The sequence below is a fragment of the Brachybacterium huguangmaarense genome (genome assembly GCF_025725725.1).
GTDB lineage: Bacteria > Actinomycetota > Actinomycetes > Actinomycetales > Dermabacteraceae > Brachybacterium > Brachybacterium huguangmaarense.
In genome coordinates this window covers 2,245,953-2,260,531 of record NZ_CP107020.1, presented here as the reverse complement: position 1 = coordinate 2,260,531, position 14,579 = coordinate 2,245,953, and the positions used below count along the sequence as shown (strand labels likewise).

The following is a 14,579-nucleotide window of genomic DNA, read 5'->3' as shown; positions in this document are numbered from 1 at the left end:
CGATGACGACCACCCTGCGCATCGTCCACACCACCGGCTACCGGTACTCGGGCGAGGTGACCGACTCCTTCAACGCGATCCGGATGGCGCCCCAGTACTCCGAGGAGCAGCTGATCCGCGAGCGCACGATCGCGATCACCCCGCACCCGTGGTCCTACGGGTACATCGACTACTGGGGCACCCAGGTCACGGCCTTCGAGCTGCACCAGGCGCACGACCGGATGACCGTGCGCGTGGACACGAGCCTGGACGTCACGCGCCCCGCGCCGCAGGGCAGCGACATGACGATCGCCGAGGCGGCGGCCTTCTCCGACCGCTGGAACGAGTACCTGAGCTGCTCGCGCATGGTCGATCCCGCGCCCGACCTGGTCGAGCGCGTCGAGCAGATCGCGCGAGGGGCGGCCACCGTCGACGCGTGCGGCCTCGAGGTGGGCGAGATGGTCCACGACGCGATGACGTACGAGTCGGGCTCGACCGACGTCACGTCGACCGCGGCGCGCAGCTGGGCGGCCGGCAAGGGCGTGTGCCAGGACCTCGCGCACGTCATGATCGGGGCCCTGCGTCACGTGGGCATCCCGGCGCGCTATGTCTCGGGCTACATCATGCCGGACCGCCGGGCGCCGCTCGGCGAGCCCGTGGTCGGGGAGTCCCATGCCTGGGTGCAGTGGTTCGACGGCACCTGGCACGGCTACGACCCGACGAACGCGACCGTGCCGGGCGAGCTGCACGTGCAGGTCGGCGTCGGCCGCGAGTACGCCGACGTCGCCCCGCTGCAGGGCATGTTCATGGGCGATGCGAGCTCGGACATGTTCGTCGAGGTCGAGATGACCCGGCTGCGCTGACCGCCGTCCGGTCGGCGCGGCCGGGTCATCGCCCGGTCGGAGACCGCCCGGTCAGGGCTGGACGCCGAGGGTCTCCATGATGATCTCGCGCACGCGGCCCGCGTCGGCCTGACCGCGCGTGGCCTTCATGATCGGGCCGATGAGAGCGCCGATCGCCTGCACCTTGCCGCCGCGGATCTTCTCGACGACGCCCGGGTTGTCGGCGATCGCCTGGTTCACGGCGTCGGTGAGCACGGAGTCGTCGGAGACGACCGCGAGCCCCTCGGCTTCGACGATCGCCGCCGGGTCGCCCGCGCCCTCGAGCACCCGGGCGAGCACCTGACGCGCGATCTTGTCGTTGATCTGCTTGCCGTCGATGAGGCCCTGCAGCTCGGCGACCTGCGCGGGCGTGACCGCGAGGGCCTCGAGCTCGGTCTCCTGCTCGCGCGCGACACGGGCGAGCTCGCCCATCCACCACTTGCGCGCGCTCTGGGCCGAGGCGCCCGCGGCGACCGTCAGCTCGATCGCGTCGAGCGCGCCGGCGTTGATGACGTCGCGCATCTCGAGCTCGGTGAAGCCCCACGATGCGAGCAGCCGGCGCCGGCGGGCGCTCGGCAGCTCGGGCAGCGCCGCACGGATCTCCTCGACCCACTCGCGGCTCGGCGCGATCGGCACCAGGTCGGGCTCGGGGAAGTACCGGTAGTCCTCGGCGTCGGACTTGACGCGGCCCGAGCTCGTCGAGCCGTCCTCCTCGTGGAAGTGGCGGGTCTCCTGGATCACCGTGCCGCCCGCGTCGAGGATCCCGGCGTGCCGCGAGATCTCGTAGCGCACGGTCTTCTCGATCGAGCGGAAGGAGTTGACGTTCTTGGTCTCCGAGCGCACGCCGAGCGGGGCGTCGGGGCTCTCGCGCAGCGAGACGTTGACGTCGGCCCGCACGTTGCCGCGCTCCATGCGCGCCTCGGAGACGTCGAGCGCCCGGAAGATGTCGCGCAGGGTCCGCACGTACGCGGCGGCGACCTCGGGGGCCCGCTTGCCGGCGCCCGTGATCGGGCGCGTCACGATCTCCACGAGCGGCACGCCGGCCCTGTTGTAGTCGACGAGGGAGTGGGTCGCGCCGTGGATGCGGCCCGTGGCGCCGCCGATGTGCGTGTTCTTGCCGGCGTCCTCCTCCATGTGCGCGCGCTCGATCTCGACGCGGAAGATCTCCCCGTCCCCGAGCTCGACGTCAAGATGACCGTCGAAGGCGATCGGCTCGTCGTACTGCGAGGTCTGGAAGTTCTTGGTCAGGTCCGGGTAGAAGTACTGCTTGCGCGCGAAGCGGCAGGACTCGGCGATCCGGCAGTTCAGGGCCAGCCCGATCCGGATCGCGTACTCGACCGCGCGGCCGTTGACGACCGGGAGGGTGCCGGGCAGGCCCAGCGAGACCGGCGTGATCGCGGTGTTGGGCTCGGCGGCGAAGATGTTCGGCGCTCCGTCGAACATCTTGGTCACGGTGCCGAGCTCGACGTGGACCTCGATGCCGAGCACCGGGTCGTAGCGGTCGGTCGCGTCCTCGTAGTCGACGAGGGTGTCGGCGGCGCTCACAGCGACGCTCCCTTCAGGTCGGGGGCCTGGGCCAGCAGCGGACCGCCCCAGGAGTCCTCGAGCAGCGCCTCGAGGGCGCCGCCCACGCGGTACAGACGGTCGTCGGCGAGCGCGGGGGCGAGGAACTGGATGCCGGCGGGCAGACCGTCCTCGGCCAGGCCCGAGGGGACCGAGATGCCCGGCGTGCCGGCGAGGTTGGCGGGGATGGTGGCGATGTCGTTGAGGTACATCGCCATCGGGTCGTCCGTCTTCTCGCCGAGGCGGAAGGCGACGGTCGGAGAGGTCGGCGAAGCGAGCACGTCGGCCTTCTCGAACGCGCTCGCGAAGTCGCGCTGGACGAGCGTGCGCACCTTCTGGGCGCTGCCGTAGTAGGCGTCGTAGTAGCCGGCCGAGAGGGCGTAGGTGCCCAGCAGGATGCGGCGCTTGACCTCCGCGCCGAAGCCCTGGCCGCGCGTGGCCTTCATGACGGACTCGGCGGTCGGATGGTCCTCGGGGACCACCCGCAGGCCGTAGCGCATGCCGTCGAACTTGGCGAGGTTGCTCGACGCCTCCGACGGCATGATCAGGTAGTAGGCGCCGAGGGCGTACCGGAAGTTCGGGCACGAGACGCGCACGATCTCGGCGCCGGCGCGCTCGAGGGCCGCGAGGGACTCGGTGAAGCGGGCGCGGACCTCGGGGGCGAAGCCCTCGCCCTCGAGCTCCTCGATGACGCCCACGCGCAGGCCCGCGACGTCCCGGGACCGGGCGGCGTCGAGGAACGAGCCGAAGCCGCCGGTGAGCGACGTGGAGTCCCGCGGGTCGTGCCCCGCGATGAGCTCGTGCAGGAGGGCGGCGTCCTCGACGGTGCGGGTCACGGGGCCGGCCTGGTCGAGCGAGCTCGCCATGGCGATGAGGCCGTAGCGCGAGATGGAGCCGTACGTGGGCTTGACGCCGACGGTGCCGGTCACGGCACCGGGCTGGCGGATCGAGCCGCCCGTGTCGGTGCCGATCGCGAGCGGGGCCTCGAACGCCGCGACCGCGGCGGCGCTGCCGCCGCCCGAGCCGCCGGGGATCCGGTCGCGGTCCCACGGGTTGCGGGTGGGCCCGTACGCGCTCGTCTCGGTCGACGAGCCCATCGCGAACTCGTCCATGTTGGTCTTGCCGAGGATCGGCAGGCCGGCCTCGCGCAGCTTGGTCACGAGCGTCGCGTCGTACGGGGGCACCCAGCCCTCGAGGATGCGCGAGCCGGCGGTCGTCGGCATGCCCTCGGTGACCACGACGTCCTTGACGGCGACGGGCACGCCGGCGAGGGCCGGGAGATCCTCCCCAGCGGCGCGGCGGGCGTCGACCTGGCGTGCGGTCGTGAGCGCGTCGTCCTCGCTGACGTGCAGGAAGGCGTTCAGGTCGCCGTCGACATCGGCGATGCGGGCCAGGTGCGCGCGCGTGAGGTCCTCGGAGGAGACCTCGCCGGCGGCGAGCGCCGCGGCCATCGCGGCGGCGGACAGGCGGATGGTGTCGTGTGCGGGTGCCATGGTCACTCCTCCCCCAGGATCTGCGGGACCGCGAAGCGGCCGTCCTCGGCGTCGGGGGCGCCCGAGAGCGCCTGCTCCTGGGTGAGGGTCTCGGTGACCTCGTCGGCGCGGAACACGTTGGTCATGGGCATGGGGTGGCTGGTGGCGGGCACATCGTCGTCGGCGACCTCGGACACGGAGGCGACAGCGTCCATGATGGCGTCGAACTCCCCGGCGAACCGGGTGATCTCGTCATCGGTGAGCTGGATCCGCGCGAGGTCGGCGAGGCGTGCGACGTCTTCTCGTCCGATCGCTGGCATGCCTCCGATTGTAGGGCCCCGGTATGCTGTGACCCCGGTCACCGCTGCGCCCGCGAGGGACCCGACCAAGGAGCCGCCATGTCCGTCGACCCGACCATCGACTACCACGCGCACGACCCCGAGGACCGCGACGAGCCGTCGGACGACCCGCGCATCCGCGAGGCCCAGAAGCTCGAGCAGCGCATGCGGGAGGCGCTCGCCACCAAGGAGAACCCGCTGCGGGACGGCGAGTCGACCTCCGACCGCCTCAAGGCCGGCAAGAACGCGGAGTGGGAGGCCGGCCGCGCCGGTCTGCCCGACTCCGTCGAGCAGACCCCCGAGGAGCCCTCGGGCGAGTGACACGGTGACCGCGGACGGCTGAGCGCCGCCGCCGCGCCTACGATGCCGCCATGCTGCGCCATCTCCTGCCCGCCGCCACCGTGGGGATCGGCGTGCTCGCGGCCCTCTCGCTCGCCAACGACTGGAAGCTGACGGCGCCGCTCGCGCGCGCCTGGAGGCGTCACGGCGGCACCGTGCGGTGGTACGTCGCGAGCGCCCCGGCGACGTTCGTGTACCTCGCGATCCTGGTCGTGACGACCTGGGTGCTGCTGGGCATGCCCGAGGACGCGCGGGCGGCGTTCCTGCGGGCGCAGTCGACCAACCTGCGACACCTGTCGAGCGAGCCGGTGCGCGTGCTCGTGCGCAGCGCCTTCTTCGTGACCAAGGCCGAGCTGGTCGTGTGGTTCGCCCTGTTCGCGGCGCTGCTCGCGCCCGCGGAGCGCTGGCTGGGCTCGGCGCGCACGATCGCGGCGTTCGCGACCGGCCACGTGCTCGCGACCGCGGGCGCGGCCGTCGACGTCTGGGTGCACGTGCGCTACCTCCACGCCCCGGACACCCTGTGGAACGTCCAGGACACGGGCGCGAGCTATGGGTTCATGACCCTCGCGGCGCTCATGGTCTATCGCGTGCGCGGCGGCAGCCGGATCCTGCTGGGGGCGGTGCTCGCCGCGGTCGTCGTCTACGGCGCCGTCGAGGGCACGGGGTTCACCGCGCGCGGGCACGCCCTGGCGGTGCTCGTGGGCCTCGCCCTGTACCCGATCACGCACCACGAGAGGGTCCGCTCACGCCGCGGCGCAGGGCGCAGCCTGCTCGACCTGTGGCGGAGGCGCAGCGCCGACGGCCCGGACCGCGGACGGCCCGGCGAGCGGACCTGACGGGGGCCGCGGACATCCAGATCGCCGTGTTCGGTCGTCATGCGAGATCGACGTCTGCGTTCTGGTCGTCATCTGGGATCGACACCTGCGTTCTGGTCGTCAGGGGGCGTGGACGGCGACCCCCTTGCAGTAGTCGATGGGGACTGGCGCTGGTCTCCGTCGCCGAGGTGCACGTTGCCGTCGTGTCCCTGGATCGAGGTGCACGTTCGCGTCGCCAGAGCGCGGCTTATCGACGTCTTCGTGCCTGTCGATGCTGGTGTGAGCTGAGCCCGGGGGCCCGTGGGCATCGACGTCTGCACAGCGGTCGTGGGGGGGGGAGATGACGACCGCGATCTCGATGTGTCCGGCACGTCGGGCGGCCCCTCCCCACGCCGCCCTCGTCCCCCACCGCCGTGCTCGCCTCCTCGCCTGTCGGGGGCCGATGGAACACTGAGGACATGACGACACCGACCTCCCCCACCGCCGTCGACCCGGATCTCGTCGGCCCGGGCCTCGAGGACGAGGCCCTCGCCGCCCTGAAGGACCTCACCGGCCGGGCCGACGCCCGCTTCCACGCGGGTCAGCTCGAGGCGATCGAGGCGCTCGTCGCCGGGCATCGGCGCGCTCTCGTGGTCCAGCGCACCGGGTGGGGCAAGTCCGCCGTCTACTTCCTCGCCGCCCTGCTGCAGCGGCGGCGCGGCTCGGGCCCGGCCCTGATCGTCTCCCCTCTGCTGGCCCTCATGCGCGACCAGGTCGCGGCGGCGGCCCGGGCGGGCGTGCGGGCCGAGGCCATCAACTCGGCCAACCCGACCCAGTGGGGCGAGATCGAGCGCCGGCTCGCGGAGGACAGCGTCGACGTCCTGCTCGTCTCCCCCGAACGTCTCGTCAACCCGCGCTTCCGCGACGAGCAGCTGCCGCGGCTGATCGAGCGCTGCGGGCTGCTCGTGATCGACGAGGCCCACTGCATCTCGGACTGGGGCCACGACTTCCGGCCCGACTACCGGCGACTGCGCGACCTCGTCGCGTCGCTGCCCGCGGGGGTGCCGGTGCTCGCGACGACCGCGACCGCCAACGGCCGCGTGGTGGACGACGTCGCCGAGCAGCTCGGCCACGGCGGCGAGGACGTGCTCACCCTGCGCGGTCCGCTCACGCGCGACTCCCTGCGGCTCGGCTGCCTCGCCCTGCCGGACGACCGGGCGCGCCTGGAGTACCTCGTGGCGCGGCTCGACGCGTTCGAGGGCTCGGGCATCATCTACACCCTGACCGTCTCGGCGGCCGAGGACCTGGCCCAGCTGCTGGACCGGCCCGGCCGGCGGGTGCGCGCCTACACGGGGCGCACCGACGCCGAGGAGCGCGCGGAGCTCGAGCAGGCGCTCAAGGACAACGAGGTCAAGGCGCTCGCGGCGACGAGCGCGCTGGGCATGGGGTTCGACAAGCCCGACCTCGGCTTCGTCATCCACCTGGGTGCGCCGAGCTCGCCCGTCGCCTACTACCAGCAGGTGGGGCGTGCCGGGCGTGCGACCGCGAGCGCCGACGTGCTGCTGCTGCCCGGCCACGAGGACCGCCGCATCTGGGAGTACTTCGCGACCGCGTCGATGCCGAGCGAGCAGAGCGCCCGGGCCGTGCTGGGGGCTCTCGAGGCGTCCGCCGCGCCGCTGTCCACCCCTGCCCTCGAGGCGCGGGTGGACGTCAAGCGCTCGGCGCTCGAGCTGCTGCTGAAGGTGCTCGCGGTCGACGGCGCCGTCGAGGCGGTCCGCGGCGGCTGGGTGTCCACGGGGGCCGCCTGGTCCTACGACGCCGAGCGCTACGCGAACGTCGCCCGCACGCGCCGCGAGGAGCAGGAGGCGATGCTGGCCTACGAGCACCTGGGCCCCCACGACGACCCCGGCTGTCGGATGGTCTTCCTCGCCCGCCAGCTCGACGACACGACGGCCGAGCCGTGCGGGCGCTGCGACCTGTGCACGGGCCCCTGGTTCCCTGCCGCGGGCGGCCTCGGCCGGGGAGCCGACGAGCAGGGCGGGAGCGTCGACGAGGTCGACCGGCTGCTCGCGCGGGTCGGGGTGCCCGTCGAGCCGCGTGCCCAGTGGCCGCAGGGGCTCGACCGTCTGCACGTCGTCGACGAGGGCGGCAGGACCCCGCGGGGACGCATCCCCGAGGGCGAGCGGGCCGAGAGCGGGCGGGCGCTCGCCCGCCTGTCGGACCTGGGCTGGGGCCAGCGGCTCCGGGAGCTGCTCGCGACCGACGCCGAGGGGAACCGGGTCGACGGGACCGTGCCGTCCGACCTCGGCCGCCGGATCGTCGAGGTGCTCGCGCAATGGGACTGGGCCGAACGCCCCCGGGCGGTCGTCGCGGTCCCCTCGGTCACGAGGCCGGGGCTCGTCGCGTCGATGGCGCACGGCATCGCCGCCGTCGGCCGCCTCGAGGACCTCGGGACGCTCGACCTCGCGCCGGGATCGGGGCCGCTGCGACCGGGCGGCAACAGCGCCTTCCGCGTCGCCGACCTGTGGGAGCGCTTCGCGGTGGGCCCCGAGCTCGCCCGTGGCCTCGAAGCCCTCGACGGCGCGCCGGTCCTGCTGGTCGACGACGAGATCGGGACCCGGTGGACCATGACCGTCGCCGCGCGCCTGCTGCGTCGCGCGGGCTCCGGACCGGTCCTGCCGCTCGTCCTCGCGCTCGAGGGGTAGGCGGGCTCGCGCCCGCCCGCGAGCGGGCATGGCACGATCTGGGGGTGGATGAGCTGCCGAAGTACCGCGCGCTGGTCGAGGACCTGCGGCACACGATCGAGTCCCTGCCCGTGGGCCACGCGGTGCCGAGCGAACGCGCGCTCGCCGCGTCGTCGGGGGTGTCCCGGATGACCGCGCGCCGCGCCCTCGACGAGCTCGAGCGCGCCGGTCTGCTGCGCCGCGAGGTCGGCCGCGGCTCGTTCGTCTCGCGCCCGGCCGTGAGCGTGCCGCTGCGGCTGACGAGCTTCAGCGAGGACATCCGCAGCCGCGGCATGACCCCGTCCAGCCGTGTCCTCTCGGCGCGCGAGGAGACGGCCGGGGCCGAGCTCGCCCAGGTCTTCGGGATCTCCCCGGCCGATCCGGTGGCCCGGATCGACCGGGTGCGCCTGGCCGACGGGCGTCCGATCGCGATCGAGCGGGCCGCCCTCAACGCCACCATCACGCCCGGCATCCATCGCCGCGACCTCGCCGCCGTGTCCCTCTACGACGTGCTCGAGAGGGACTTCGGGGTGCGGTTCGACGCGGGCGAGCAGCGCATCCGCGCGGGGCTCGCCAGCGCCCAGGACGCGGAGCTGCTCGGGGTCGACGCCGGCTCCGCCGTGCTCGAGTTCGTGCGCGTCTCGATCGCGGCCGGCACGGTCGTCGAGCGCACGGTCTCGACCTACCCGGGCGGACGCTTCGAGCTCGCCGCGAGCATCCTGCCGGCTACAGCTCCGGGATCCGCGGGCCGAAGCGCTCTTCGAGAACGCGGTTGAGCTCGTCGTTGCCCTCGATGTTGGCGCTGCGCCAGCACGGCACCTCGGGCGCGAGGTCGTGGACGCGACGCAGGACCTCGGCCCACACGCACGTGTTCGCGAGGCTCGACACGGGCGCCGTGACGGGGGCTGCGAGCGGCCAGGTCACGTCGCCGGGCGGCACCTGGGTGTCGATGACGACGTCGACGACGTCCATCAGGCGCACACCCGCGCGCAGCGGGGCGCGCCGGCTCGCCGCGACCGACGTCACCGCGACCACCTGGGCGCCCGCGGCCCGCGCCGCCTGCGCGATCTCGACCGGGTAGGGGTTCACGCCCGAGGTCGAGTAGACGATCACGGTGTCCTCGGGACGGATGCCGGCGGCCTCCGCGACGCCCCGGCCCAGGCCGGGCTCGCGCTCGGCGCTCGTCGAGCCGCCGGCGCTCGCGAGCGGCAGGATGCGCTCGTGCCAGAGGGGCCGCACGAAGGCGAGGCCGCCCGCGCGGAAGAACGTCTCCATGACCGCGACGAGCGAGTGGCCGGCCCCGGCCGGCCGCACCAGGCCGTCCGCGCGTCCCGTCGCGACGATCGCCTCGGCGGTGCGTCGCAGCGGCTCCTCGTTGGCGGCGCTCATCTGCCGCATCCGTTCGAGCAGGTCGTCGATCATGCCCATCCCTCCTTCTCAAGGCCCTCCACGATGCGGCTGCCGACGTGGTCGACGTCGACGAAGTTGTCGACCGCGACCATGACCGGCGCGATCGTGCCGAGCTCCTCGAGGTAGCTGGCCTGGGCGACCACCACGTCGGGGTGCTCGGAGCGGGCCGAGCCGATGTCGGTGTGGTTCAGGCGGGCGGAGATGCCGCGCTGGGCGAGCGCCCGCTCGGCGGTGGTGCGCAGGATCAGGCTCGAGCCCATGCCCGCGCCGCAGACCGCGAGCACCGAGAGCGGGTCGGGGCGGGTCGCCGAGGCCCGGGCCTGCGGCGGTGCGGCCGCCGTCGTCGCCGAGGCCGTGCGGGCCTCGCGGGCCGCGCCGTGGTCCGTGCGGCGGCCCAGCAGCACGAGCACCACGATCGTGATGACGAGCGCGAGCACGGGCAGGGTCCAGATCGCCCAGGCCCCCAGTCCGGAGACGAGCGAGCCGAGGCCGATCAGGATCCATCCCACCGCGTACCAGTCGGCGTCGGCGAGGGTCGCGAGCTCGGGCGCGGTCGAGCCATAGAGCGACCAGCCGATCGCCTGCCCGCAGCCCAGCACGATGCCGTTGAGCACGCCGCCGAAGACGGCGCCGCGCCAGCCCGCGACCGCGTTGCCGAAGACGCCGCCCGCGCCGCCGCCGAAGAACAGCATGATCATCGGCGGCACCAGGACGAACCAGCCGGTGGCCGAGAACAGCAGCATGAGCAGCAGGAAGACCACCGTCGAGGTGAGGAAGCCGATCATGACCGAGGTGGGGGCCTTGGTGAAGGTGACCGGCAGGTCGAGGGCCGGCTTGGTGCCCGGCAGCGCCTTCTCGGACAGGCCGCGGAAGGCGGGCACGATCTCGGCGAGGAACATGCGCACGCCGAACAGCAGGATCGCGATGCCGGCCGCGAAGCGCAGCGCCTGCAGGATCGCCCACACCGCGGGGAGCACGGTGGAGTCGCCCATCTGCTCGTGGACCACGGTCGGGTCGGCGAACAGCACCGCGATCAGCATGATGACGCCGATGACGGTCGCGGTCGAGACGTTGATGTCCTTGAAGAACGACAGGGCGCGGGGCAGCTTCACGGTCTCAGAGTCGTGGGCGACCGGATCGCCCAGGCGCAGCGCCCGCGCGCCGTAGCCGGCGCCGATCGCGATCAGGGAGTCGGTGTGGCCCAGGCCCACCTCGTCGTCGCCCATGACCTTGCGCATGAGCGGGGCCGTCCACAGGGGCTGCAGCACCCAGTAGCAGCCGATCAGGATCGAGCCGACGCCCGCGAGCACCCACCGGTTGACGTCGGTGAAGGCCTCGACGAGGCTCGCCGCGATCACGACGCTCATCCAGTACATGAGGTGGCCCGTGAGGTACACGAAGCGTGCCGCGGGGAAGATGCGCACGAGGATCAGGTGCACCACGAAGCCGCCCGCGATGATGAGCGGCACCACCGAGCCGGGGCCGGCGGAGAAGTCCGCGAGCGAGGACGTCGCCTTCGGCGCCTCGAGCCCCATCGAGCTCGAGACGATGGTCTGGAAGCTCGACAGGCCGCCCGTGAAGATCTCGACGCCGATGTTCAGCACTACGACGCCGATCGTGGCGCGCAGGGCGCCCGCGATCACCTCGTTGACAGGCGCTCTCTGCAGGGCCAGGCCGATCAGGGCGATGATCCCGATCAGGATGGCGACCTGCGAGAACAGGTTGTCCGTGATGACCCGGACGACGTCCTCGAACGTGTTCATGTCGATGCTCCTCAGCTCCCGTGCTCGCGCCGCGCGGCCCACTCGTGCAGATCCGGTCCGCGGCGCCTTCCCGCACGCTCCCCAAATGGTATAGCCCACTCGGCCGGGGCGTCCAGATCCCTCGGCGCCGAAGTCCCTAAGCTGGGCCCATGCCCCGGCCATCCCGCCACCGCCCGCCCGTGAGTCGGCTGTCCCGCGCGGTGCTGCGCCGCTTCGCCGCGCCGCGGCTCAACATGCGGGAGGACTACGAGAAGGTCCGCCGCCTCCAGCGCCAGCTCGCCGCACTGCCCGCCGCGCGCTACCGGCCCCTCGACCGCCAGATCCTCGCCGAGGACGGCAGCCACGGGATCCCGGTGCGCGTCTTCCGCCCCAAGGAGCAGAGGCGCCGCGAGCTCCTCCTCTTCTTCCACGGCGGCGGCTGGGTCACGGGCGACATCGAGAGCTACACCCCCGCGTGCGCGACGATGGCCGAGCTCACCGGCTGCGTGGTCGCCTCCGTCGACTACCGACTCGCGCCCGAGCACCCGTTCCCGGCGGGGCTCGAGGACTGCCTGCGGGTGGCACGGCTGCTGCTGGACGACCCGGCCCGGGCCGGGGTGCAGGACGCCGAGGACATCGTGCTCGTGGGGGACTCGGCCGGCGGCAACCTCGCCGCCGCGGTCTCGCTGCGGCTGCGCGAGGAGCAGGCCCGGTGCGCGAGCCGCCAGATCCTGCTCTACCCGGTGATGCACTGGGATCACGACCCGCAGACCTCGCCCTTCGCCTCCGTGCGCGAGCACGGCCAGGGGTACCGGCTCACGAGCACCGAGGTCCAGGACTATCTGGACCTCTACGTGCCCGACCCGGCGCTGCGCCAGGACCCTCTGGTCGCACCGCTCATGGCGACCGACCTGTCCGGCCAGCCGAGCACCCTGCTGATCTCCGCGGAGCTGGACCTGCTGTGCGACGAGGGCGAGGCCTACGGGCGGGCGCTCGCGGCGGCGGGCGTGCCCGTGCGCCTGCACCGGGTCGACGGAGCCCTGCACGGCTTCATCACCCTGCCGCGCTTCTCCCGGCCCCTGCGCGAGGCGTACGAGGTCATCAACGCCTTCCTCGACGAGCCGGACCGGTCGCCATGACCCGGCGGGTGTGGGTGCGGCTCGACAACGCCTCCAACATCTTCCTCGCCGCCCGGACCGACGCGGACCCCAAGGTGTTCCGGCTCAGCGCGGAGATGGACCACGAGGTCGACCCCGCGCTGCTGCAGGAGGCGCTCGAGACCACCTACGACCGCTACCCGCTCTACCACGCGGTGCTGCGGCGCGGCGTGTTCTGGTACTACCTGCAGGACAGCGACCTGCGCCCGCGCGTCGAGCCCGAGACGCAGGCCACGTGTGCGCCTCTGTACCAGGTCGATCGCCGGAACCTGCTGTTCCGGGTGGTGCACCATCGGCGCCGGATCGTGCTCGAGATCTTCCACGCGCTCTCCGACGGCACCGGAGCCCTGTGGTTCCTCACCGATCTGGTGACCGCGTACGTGCGCCGACGCGACCGTGCGCCGACGACCCCGGCGGCGACGGCGCAGACACCGACGCCGGACGAGGGCACCATTCCCGAGCCCCGTCGACCCGAGGCGACCACGACGGACCGGACCTCGGGAGACCCGGCGGGATCGCGGCACGCGCTGACCGTCGACAGCTTCGCGCACTACTTCCGTCGCCGCCGACGGCGCGCCTCGCCGGCATCCGACTCGGCCTTCGGCCGCGATGCCGCACCCGCGGTGCTCACGGTCGCCGGCGGCTCCGCGACCGCACCCGAGGGGCCGGCGAGCACCGGCCGGCTGCTCCGGCGTCCGCGCGGCCGGGTGCACCGCGTCCGCGGCACGCGCACCCCGGACAACCGCACCCGCGCCGTCGAGCTCACCGTGCCCGCCGCGGACGTGCTCGCGCTCGCGCGCGCCGAGGGCTGCTCCGTGACGATGCTGCTGACGGGCCTGTTCTTCGAGTCGATCCGCCTGTCCTCCGGCGGCCTGGGGGCCTCGCGCACCCTGGCGGCCTCGGTGCCGGTCAACCTGCGGCAGTTCTTCCCCTCGACCTCGGCGCGCAACTTCTTCGCGACCGTGCGGGTCCAGCACACCTACGCGGAGGGCGAGGACGACCTGGGAGCCGTCTGCCGCGATCTCCAGGAGCAGTTCCGCCCGCAGGCCACGGCGCCTGCCCTCGAGCGCCGCCTGCGCACCCTCATCAGGTTCGAGCGCATGCCGGGCCTGCGCATCGTGCCGCGTCCGCTCAAGGACGTCGTGCTGGGCCTCATCAACGCCGTCGCCAACCGCGGGCTCACCGTGGCCGTCTCGAACCTGGGACAGGTGCGGCTGCCCGATCCGGCCGAGGCGCACGTCGGGCGGATGCTGTTCCACGTCTCCGCGGCGCGCCCGCAGTTCTGCGCCATGTCCCATGCGGGGCTCCTCACGATCAGCTTCACCTCGCCGTTCGTCGAGACGGGCCACATCCGTGAGTTCGCCCGGCAGCTGACCGCCCGCGGCATGGACGTGAGCGTCGCCGCCGCGCGCGTGACCGAGGCCGAGCTCGCCCGGGAGGAGTCGTGAGACGCTGCGCCGAATGCCTCGTGCGCGTCGAGGGCGACTGGGAGCGCTGCCCCCTGTGCCGGGCGCCGCTGATCGGGCACGCGACCCCGAGCCCGCTGCCGGACGCTCCCCTGGTCTTCTCTCGCCGCCGGGTGCTGCGCACCCTCTTCGTCACCTCGCTCGCGGTGATCGCCGCGTCCCTCCTCGCGCAGCTCCTGTTCCGGCAGGGTCTCGCGGGCTTCGGCGCCGTGCGCTCGGTATGGCTGGGCATCGCGACCATGTGGCTCGTGGTGCTGATGGCGGTGCGCAAGCGGCGCAACGTCGCCAAGGGCACCGTGTACCTCGTGGTGCTCGTGGGGCTGCTGTGCGTCTACTGGGACTACCTCACCGGCTGGCACCGCTGGTCGGTCACCTACGCGGTCCCGATCGTCTGCGCGTGCGCCGTCGTGGCCCTGCTCATCACGGTGCGGGTGATGCGCATCGAGGTCGGCGAGCACATCCTCTACAGCGCCCTGACGGTGCTGCTCGGCCTGGTGCCGCTCGTCTTCCTCGCCCTGGGCTGGACGACCACCCCGCTGCCGTCCGCGATCTGCGGGGTGCTCAGCCTCGGCGTGCTGGGCCTGCTGCAGCTGGCCCGGGGCGCGGAGGTGCGCCACGAGCTCGCCAAACGTCTGCACCTGTGACGAGGGGTCACACTGAACGGCCCGGGGGCGGGACGGGGGGCGGGTTCGAGGGCGCGGCTCCGCATCGCTCG

13 protein-coding genes are annotated in these 14,579 nt (G+C 73.2%); 8 read left to right on the top strand and 5 right to left on the bottom strand.

All coding sequences use genetic code 11. From position 1 onward, the window contains the following. Positions 1-2: 2 nt before the first annotated feature. Positions 3-842, top strand: coding sequence for a transglutaminase family protein (locus tag BRM3_RS10300; protein WP_263593235.1), 840 nt, complete (start codon positions 3-5; stop codon positions 840-842). 51 nt (positions 843-893) lie between these two features. On the opposite strand, the gene gatB is transcribed toward BRM3_RS10300, so the two are convergent. The 3 genes from gatB to gatC are packed head-to-tail and all read right to left on the bottom strand — an operon-like array spanning position 894 to position 4,215. Beyond that, positions 894-2,405, bottom strand: a complete 1,512-nt coding sequence (gene gatB / locus BRM3_RS10295) for an Asp-tRNA(Asn)/Glu-tRNA(Gln) amidotransferase subunit GatB (RefSeq protein ID WP_263593234.1) — start codon at positions 2,403-2,405, stop codon at positions 894-896. After that, positions 2,402-3,916 (bottom strand): Asp-tRNA(Asn)/Glu-tRNA(Gln) amidotransferase subunit GatA, encoded by a 1,515-nt coding sequence (gene gatA / locus BRM3_RS10290; RefSeq protein ID WP_263593233.1) that lies wholly within the window; start codon positions 3,914-3,916, stop codon positions 2,402-2,404. Before gatA ends, gatB begins: the two co-directional genes overlap by 4 nt. A 2-nt stretch (positions 3,917-3,918) precedes the next feature. Continuing rightward, positions 3,919-4,215, bottom strand: coding sequence for an Asp-tRNA(Asn)/Glu-tRNA(Gln) amidotransferase subunit GatC (gene gatC, locus BRM3_RS10285; RefSeq protein WP_263593232.1), 297 nt, complete (start codon positions 4,213-4,215; stop codon positions 3,919-3,921). 78 nt (positions 4,216-4,293) lie between these two features. On the opposite strand from gatC, the gene BRM3_RS10280 reads away from it, so the two are divergent. The 4 genes from BRM3_RS10280 (at position 4,294) to BRM3_RS10265 (ending at position 8,865) form a co-directional block, all read left to right on the top strand. Continuing rightward, positions 4,294-4,554 carry a hypothetical protein gene (locus BRM3_RS10280; protein WP_263593231.1) on the top strand — a complete coding sequence of 87 codons (261 nt, stop codon included), beginning with the start codon at positions 4,294-4,296 and terminating at the stop codon, positions 4,552-4,554. 50 nt (positions 4,555-4,604) lie between these two features. Further along, positions 4,605-5,408, top strand: coding sequence for a rhomboid-like protein (locus BRM3_RS10275; protein WP_263593230.1), 804 nt, complete (start codon positions 4,605-4,607; stop codon positions 5,406-5,408). A 437-nt stretch (positions 5,409-5,845) separates the two neighbouring features. Next, positions 5,846-8,071 (top strand): RecQ family ATP-dependent DNA helicase, encoded by a 2,226-nt coding sequence (locus BRM3_RS10270; protein ID WP_263593229.1) that lies wholly within the window; start codon positions 5,846-5,848, stop codon positions 8,069-8,071. Between the two features lie 44 nt (positions 8,072-8,115). Continuing rightward, a complete protein-coding gene (locus tag BRM3_RS10265) occupies positions 8,116-8,865 on the top strand; it encodes a GntR family transcriptional regulator (protein WP_263593228.1) in 750 nt (249 codons plus the stop codon). Here the strand turns inward: BRM3_RS10265 and BRM3_RS10260 are convergent. Together BRM3_RS10260 and BRM3_RS10255 are read right to left on the bottom strand one after the other, a co-directional pair. After that, complete coding sequence (locus BRM3_RS10260) at positions 8,816-9,511, bottom strand: sugar isomerase domain-containing protein (RefSeq protein ID WP_263593227.1); 696 nt, start codon at positions 9,509-9,511, stop codon at positions 8,816-8,818. The genes BRM3_RS10265 and BRM3_RS10260 overlap by 50 nt on opposite strands. After that, on the bottom strand, positions 9,508-11,262 hold the full coding sequence (locus BRM3_RS10255) for a PTS transporter subunit IIC (RefSeq protein WP_263593226.1): 1,755 nt from the start codon (positions 11,260-11,262) through the stop codon (positions 9,508-9,510). The genes BRM3_RS10260 and BRM3_RS10255 overlap by 4 nt, the downstream gene beginning before the upstream one ends. Positions 11,263-11,411: 149 nt before the next feature. On the opposite strand from BRM3_RS10255, the gene BRM3_RS10250 reads away from it, so the two are divergent. From BRM3_RS10250 to BRM3_RS10240, 3 genes are read left to right on the top strand one after another with little or no spacing between them, the layout of a single operon-like run. After that, positions 11,412-12,380 (top strand): alpha/beta hydrolase, encoded by a 969-nt coding sequence (locus tag BRM3_RS10250; protein ID WP_263593225.1) that lies wholly within the window; start codon positions 11,412-11,414, stop codon positions 12,378-12,380. Further along, positions 12,377-13,846: an alcohol acetyltransferase gene (locus BRM3_RS10245; protein ID WP_263593224.1), complete on the top strand. Its 1,470-nt coding sequence runs from the start codon at positions 12,377-12,379 to the stop codon at positions 13,844-13,846. Before BRM3_RS10250 ends, BRM3_RS10245 begins: the two co-directional genes overlap by 4 nt. Further along, entirely contained in the window at positions 13,843-14,508 is a 666-nt protein-coding gene (locus BRM3_RS10240) for a DUF6320 domain-containing protein (RefSeq protein WP_263593223.1), read from the top strand. The genes BRM3_RS10245 and BRM3_RS10240 overlap by 4 nt, the downstream gene beginning before the upstream one ends. Positions 14,509-14,579: the final 71 nt, after the last annotated feature.

Bases quoted from the DNA above. Each gene is read 5' to 3' on its own strand.
- BRM3_RS10300 (WP_263593235.1), top strand. From the start codon at position 3: ATGACGACCACCCTGCGCATCGTCCACACCACCGGCTACCGGTACTCG.
- gatA (WP_263593233.1), bottom strand. From the start codon at position 3,916: ATGGCACCCGCACACGACACCATCCGCCTGTCCGCCGCCGCGATGGCC.
- gatC (WP_263593232.1), bottom strand. From the start codon at position 4,215: ATGCCAGCGATCGGACGAGAAGACGTCGCACGCCTCGCCGACCTCGCG.
- BRM3_RS10280 (WP_263593231.1), top strand. From the start codon at position 4,294: ATGTCCGTCGACCCGACCATCGACTACCACGCGCACGACCCCGAGGAC.
- BRM3_RS10275 (WP_263593230.1), top strand. From the start codon at position 4,605: ATGCTGCGCCATCTCCTGCCCGCCGCCACCGTGGGGATCGGCGTGCTC.
- BRM3_RS10270 (WP_263593229.1), top strand. From the start codon at position 5,846: ATGACGACACCGACCTCCCCCACCGCCGTCGACCCGGATCTCGTCGGC.
- BRM3_RS10260 (WP_263593227.1), bottom strand. From the start codon at position 9,511: ATGATCGACGACCTGCTCGAACGGATGCGGCAGATGAGCGCCGCCAAC.
- BRM3_RS10255 (WP_263593226.1), bottom strand. From the start codon at position 11,262: ATGAACACGTTCGAGGACGTCGTCCGGGTCATCACGGACAACCTGTTC.
- BRM3_RS10250 (WP_263593225.1), top strand. From the start codon at position 11,412: ATGCCCCGGCCATCCCGCCACCGCCCGCCCGTGAGTCGGCTGTCCCGC.
- BRM3_RS10245 (WP_263593224.1), top strand. From the start codon at position 12,377: ATGACCCGGCGGGTGTGGGTGCGGCTCGACAACGCCTCCAACATCTTC.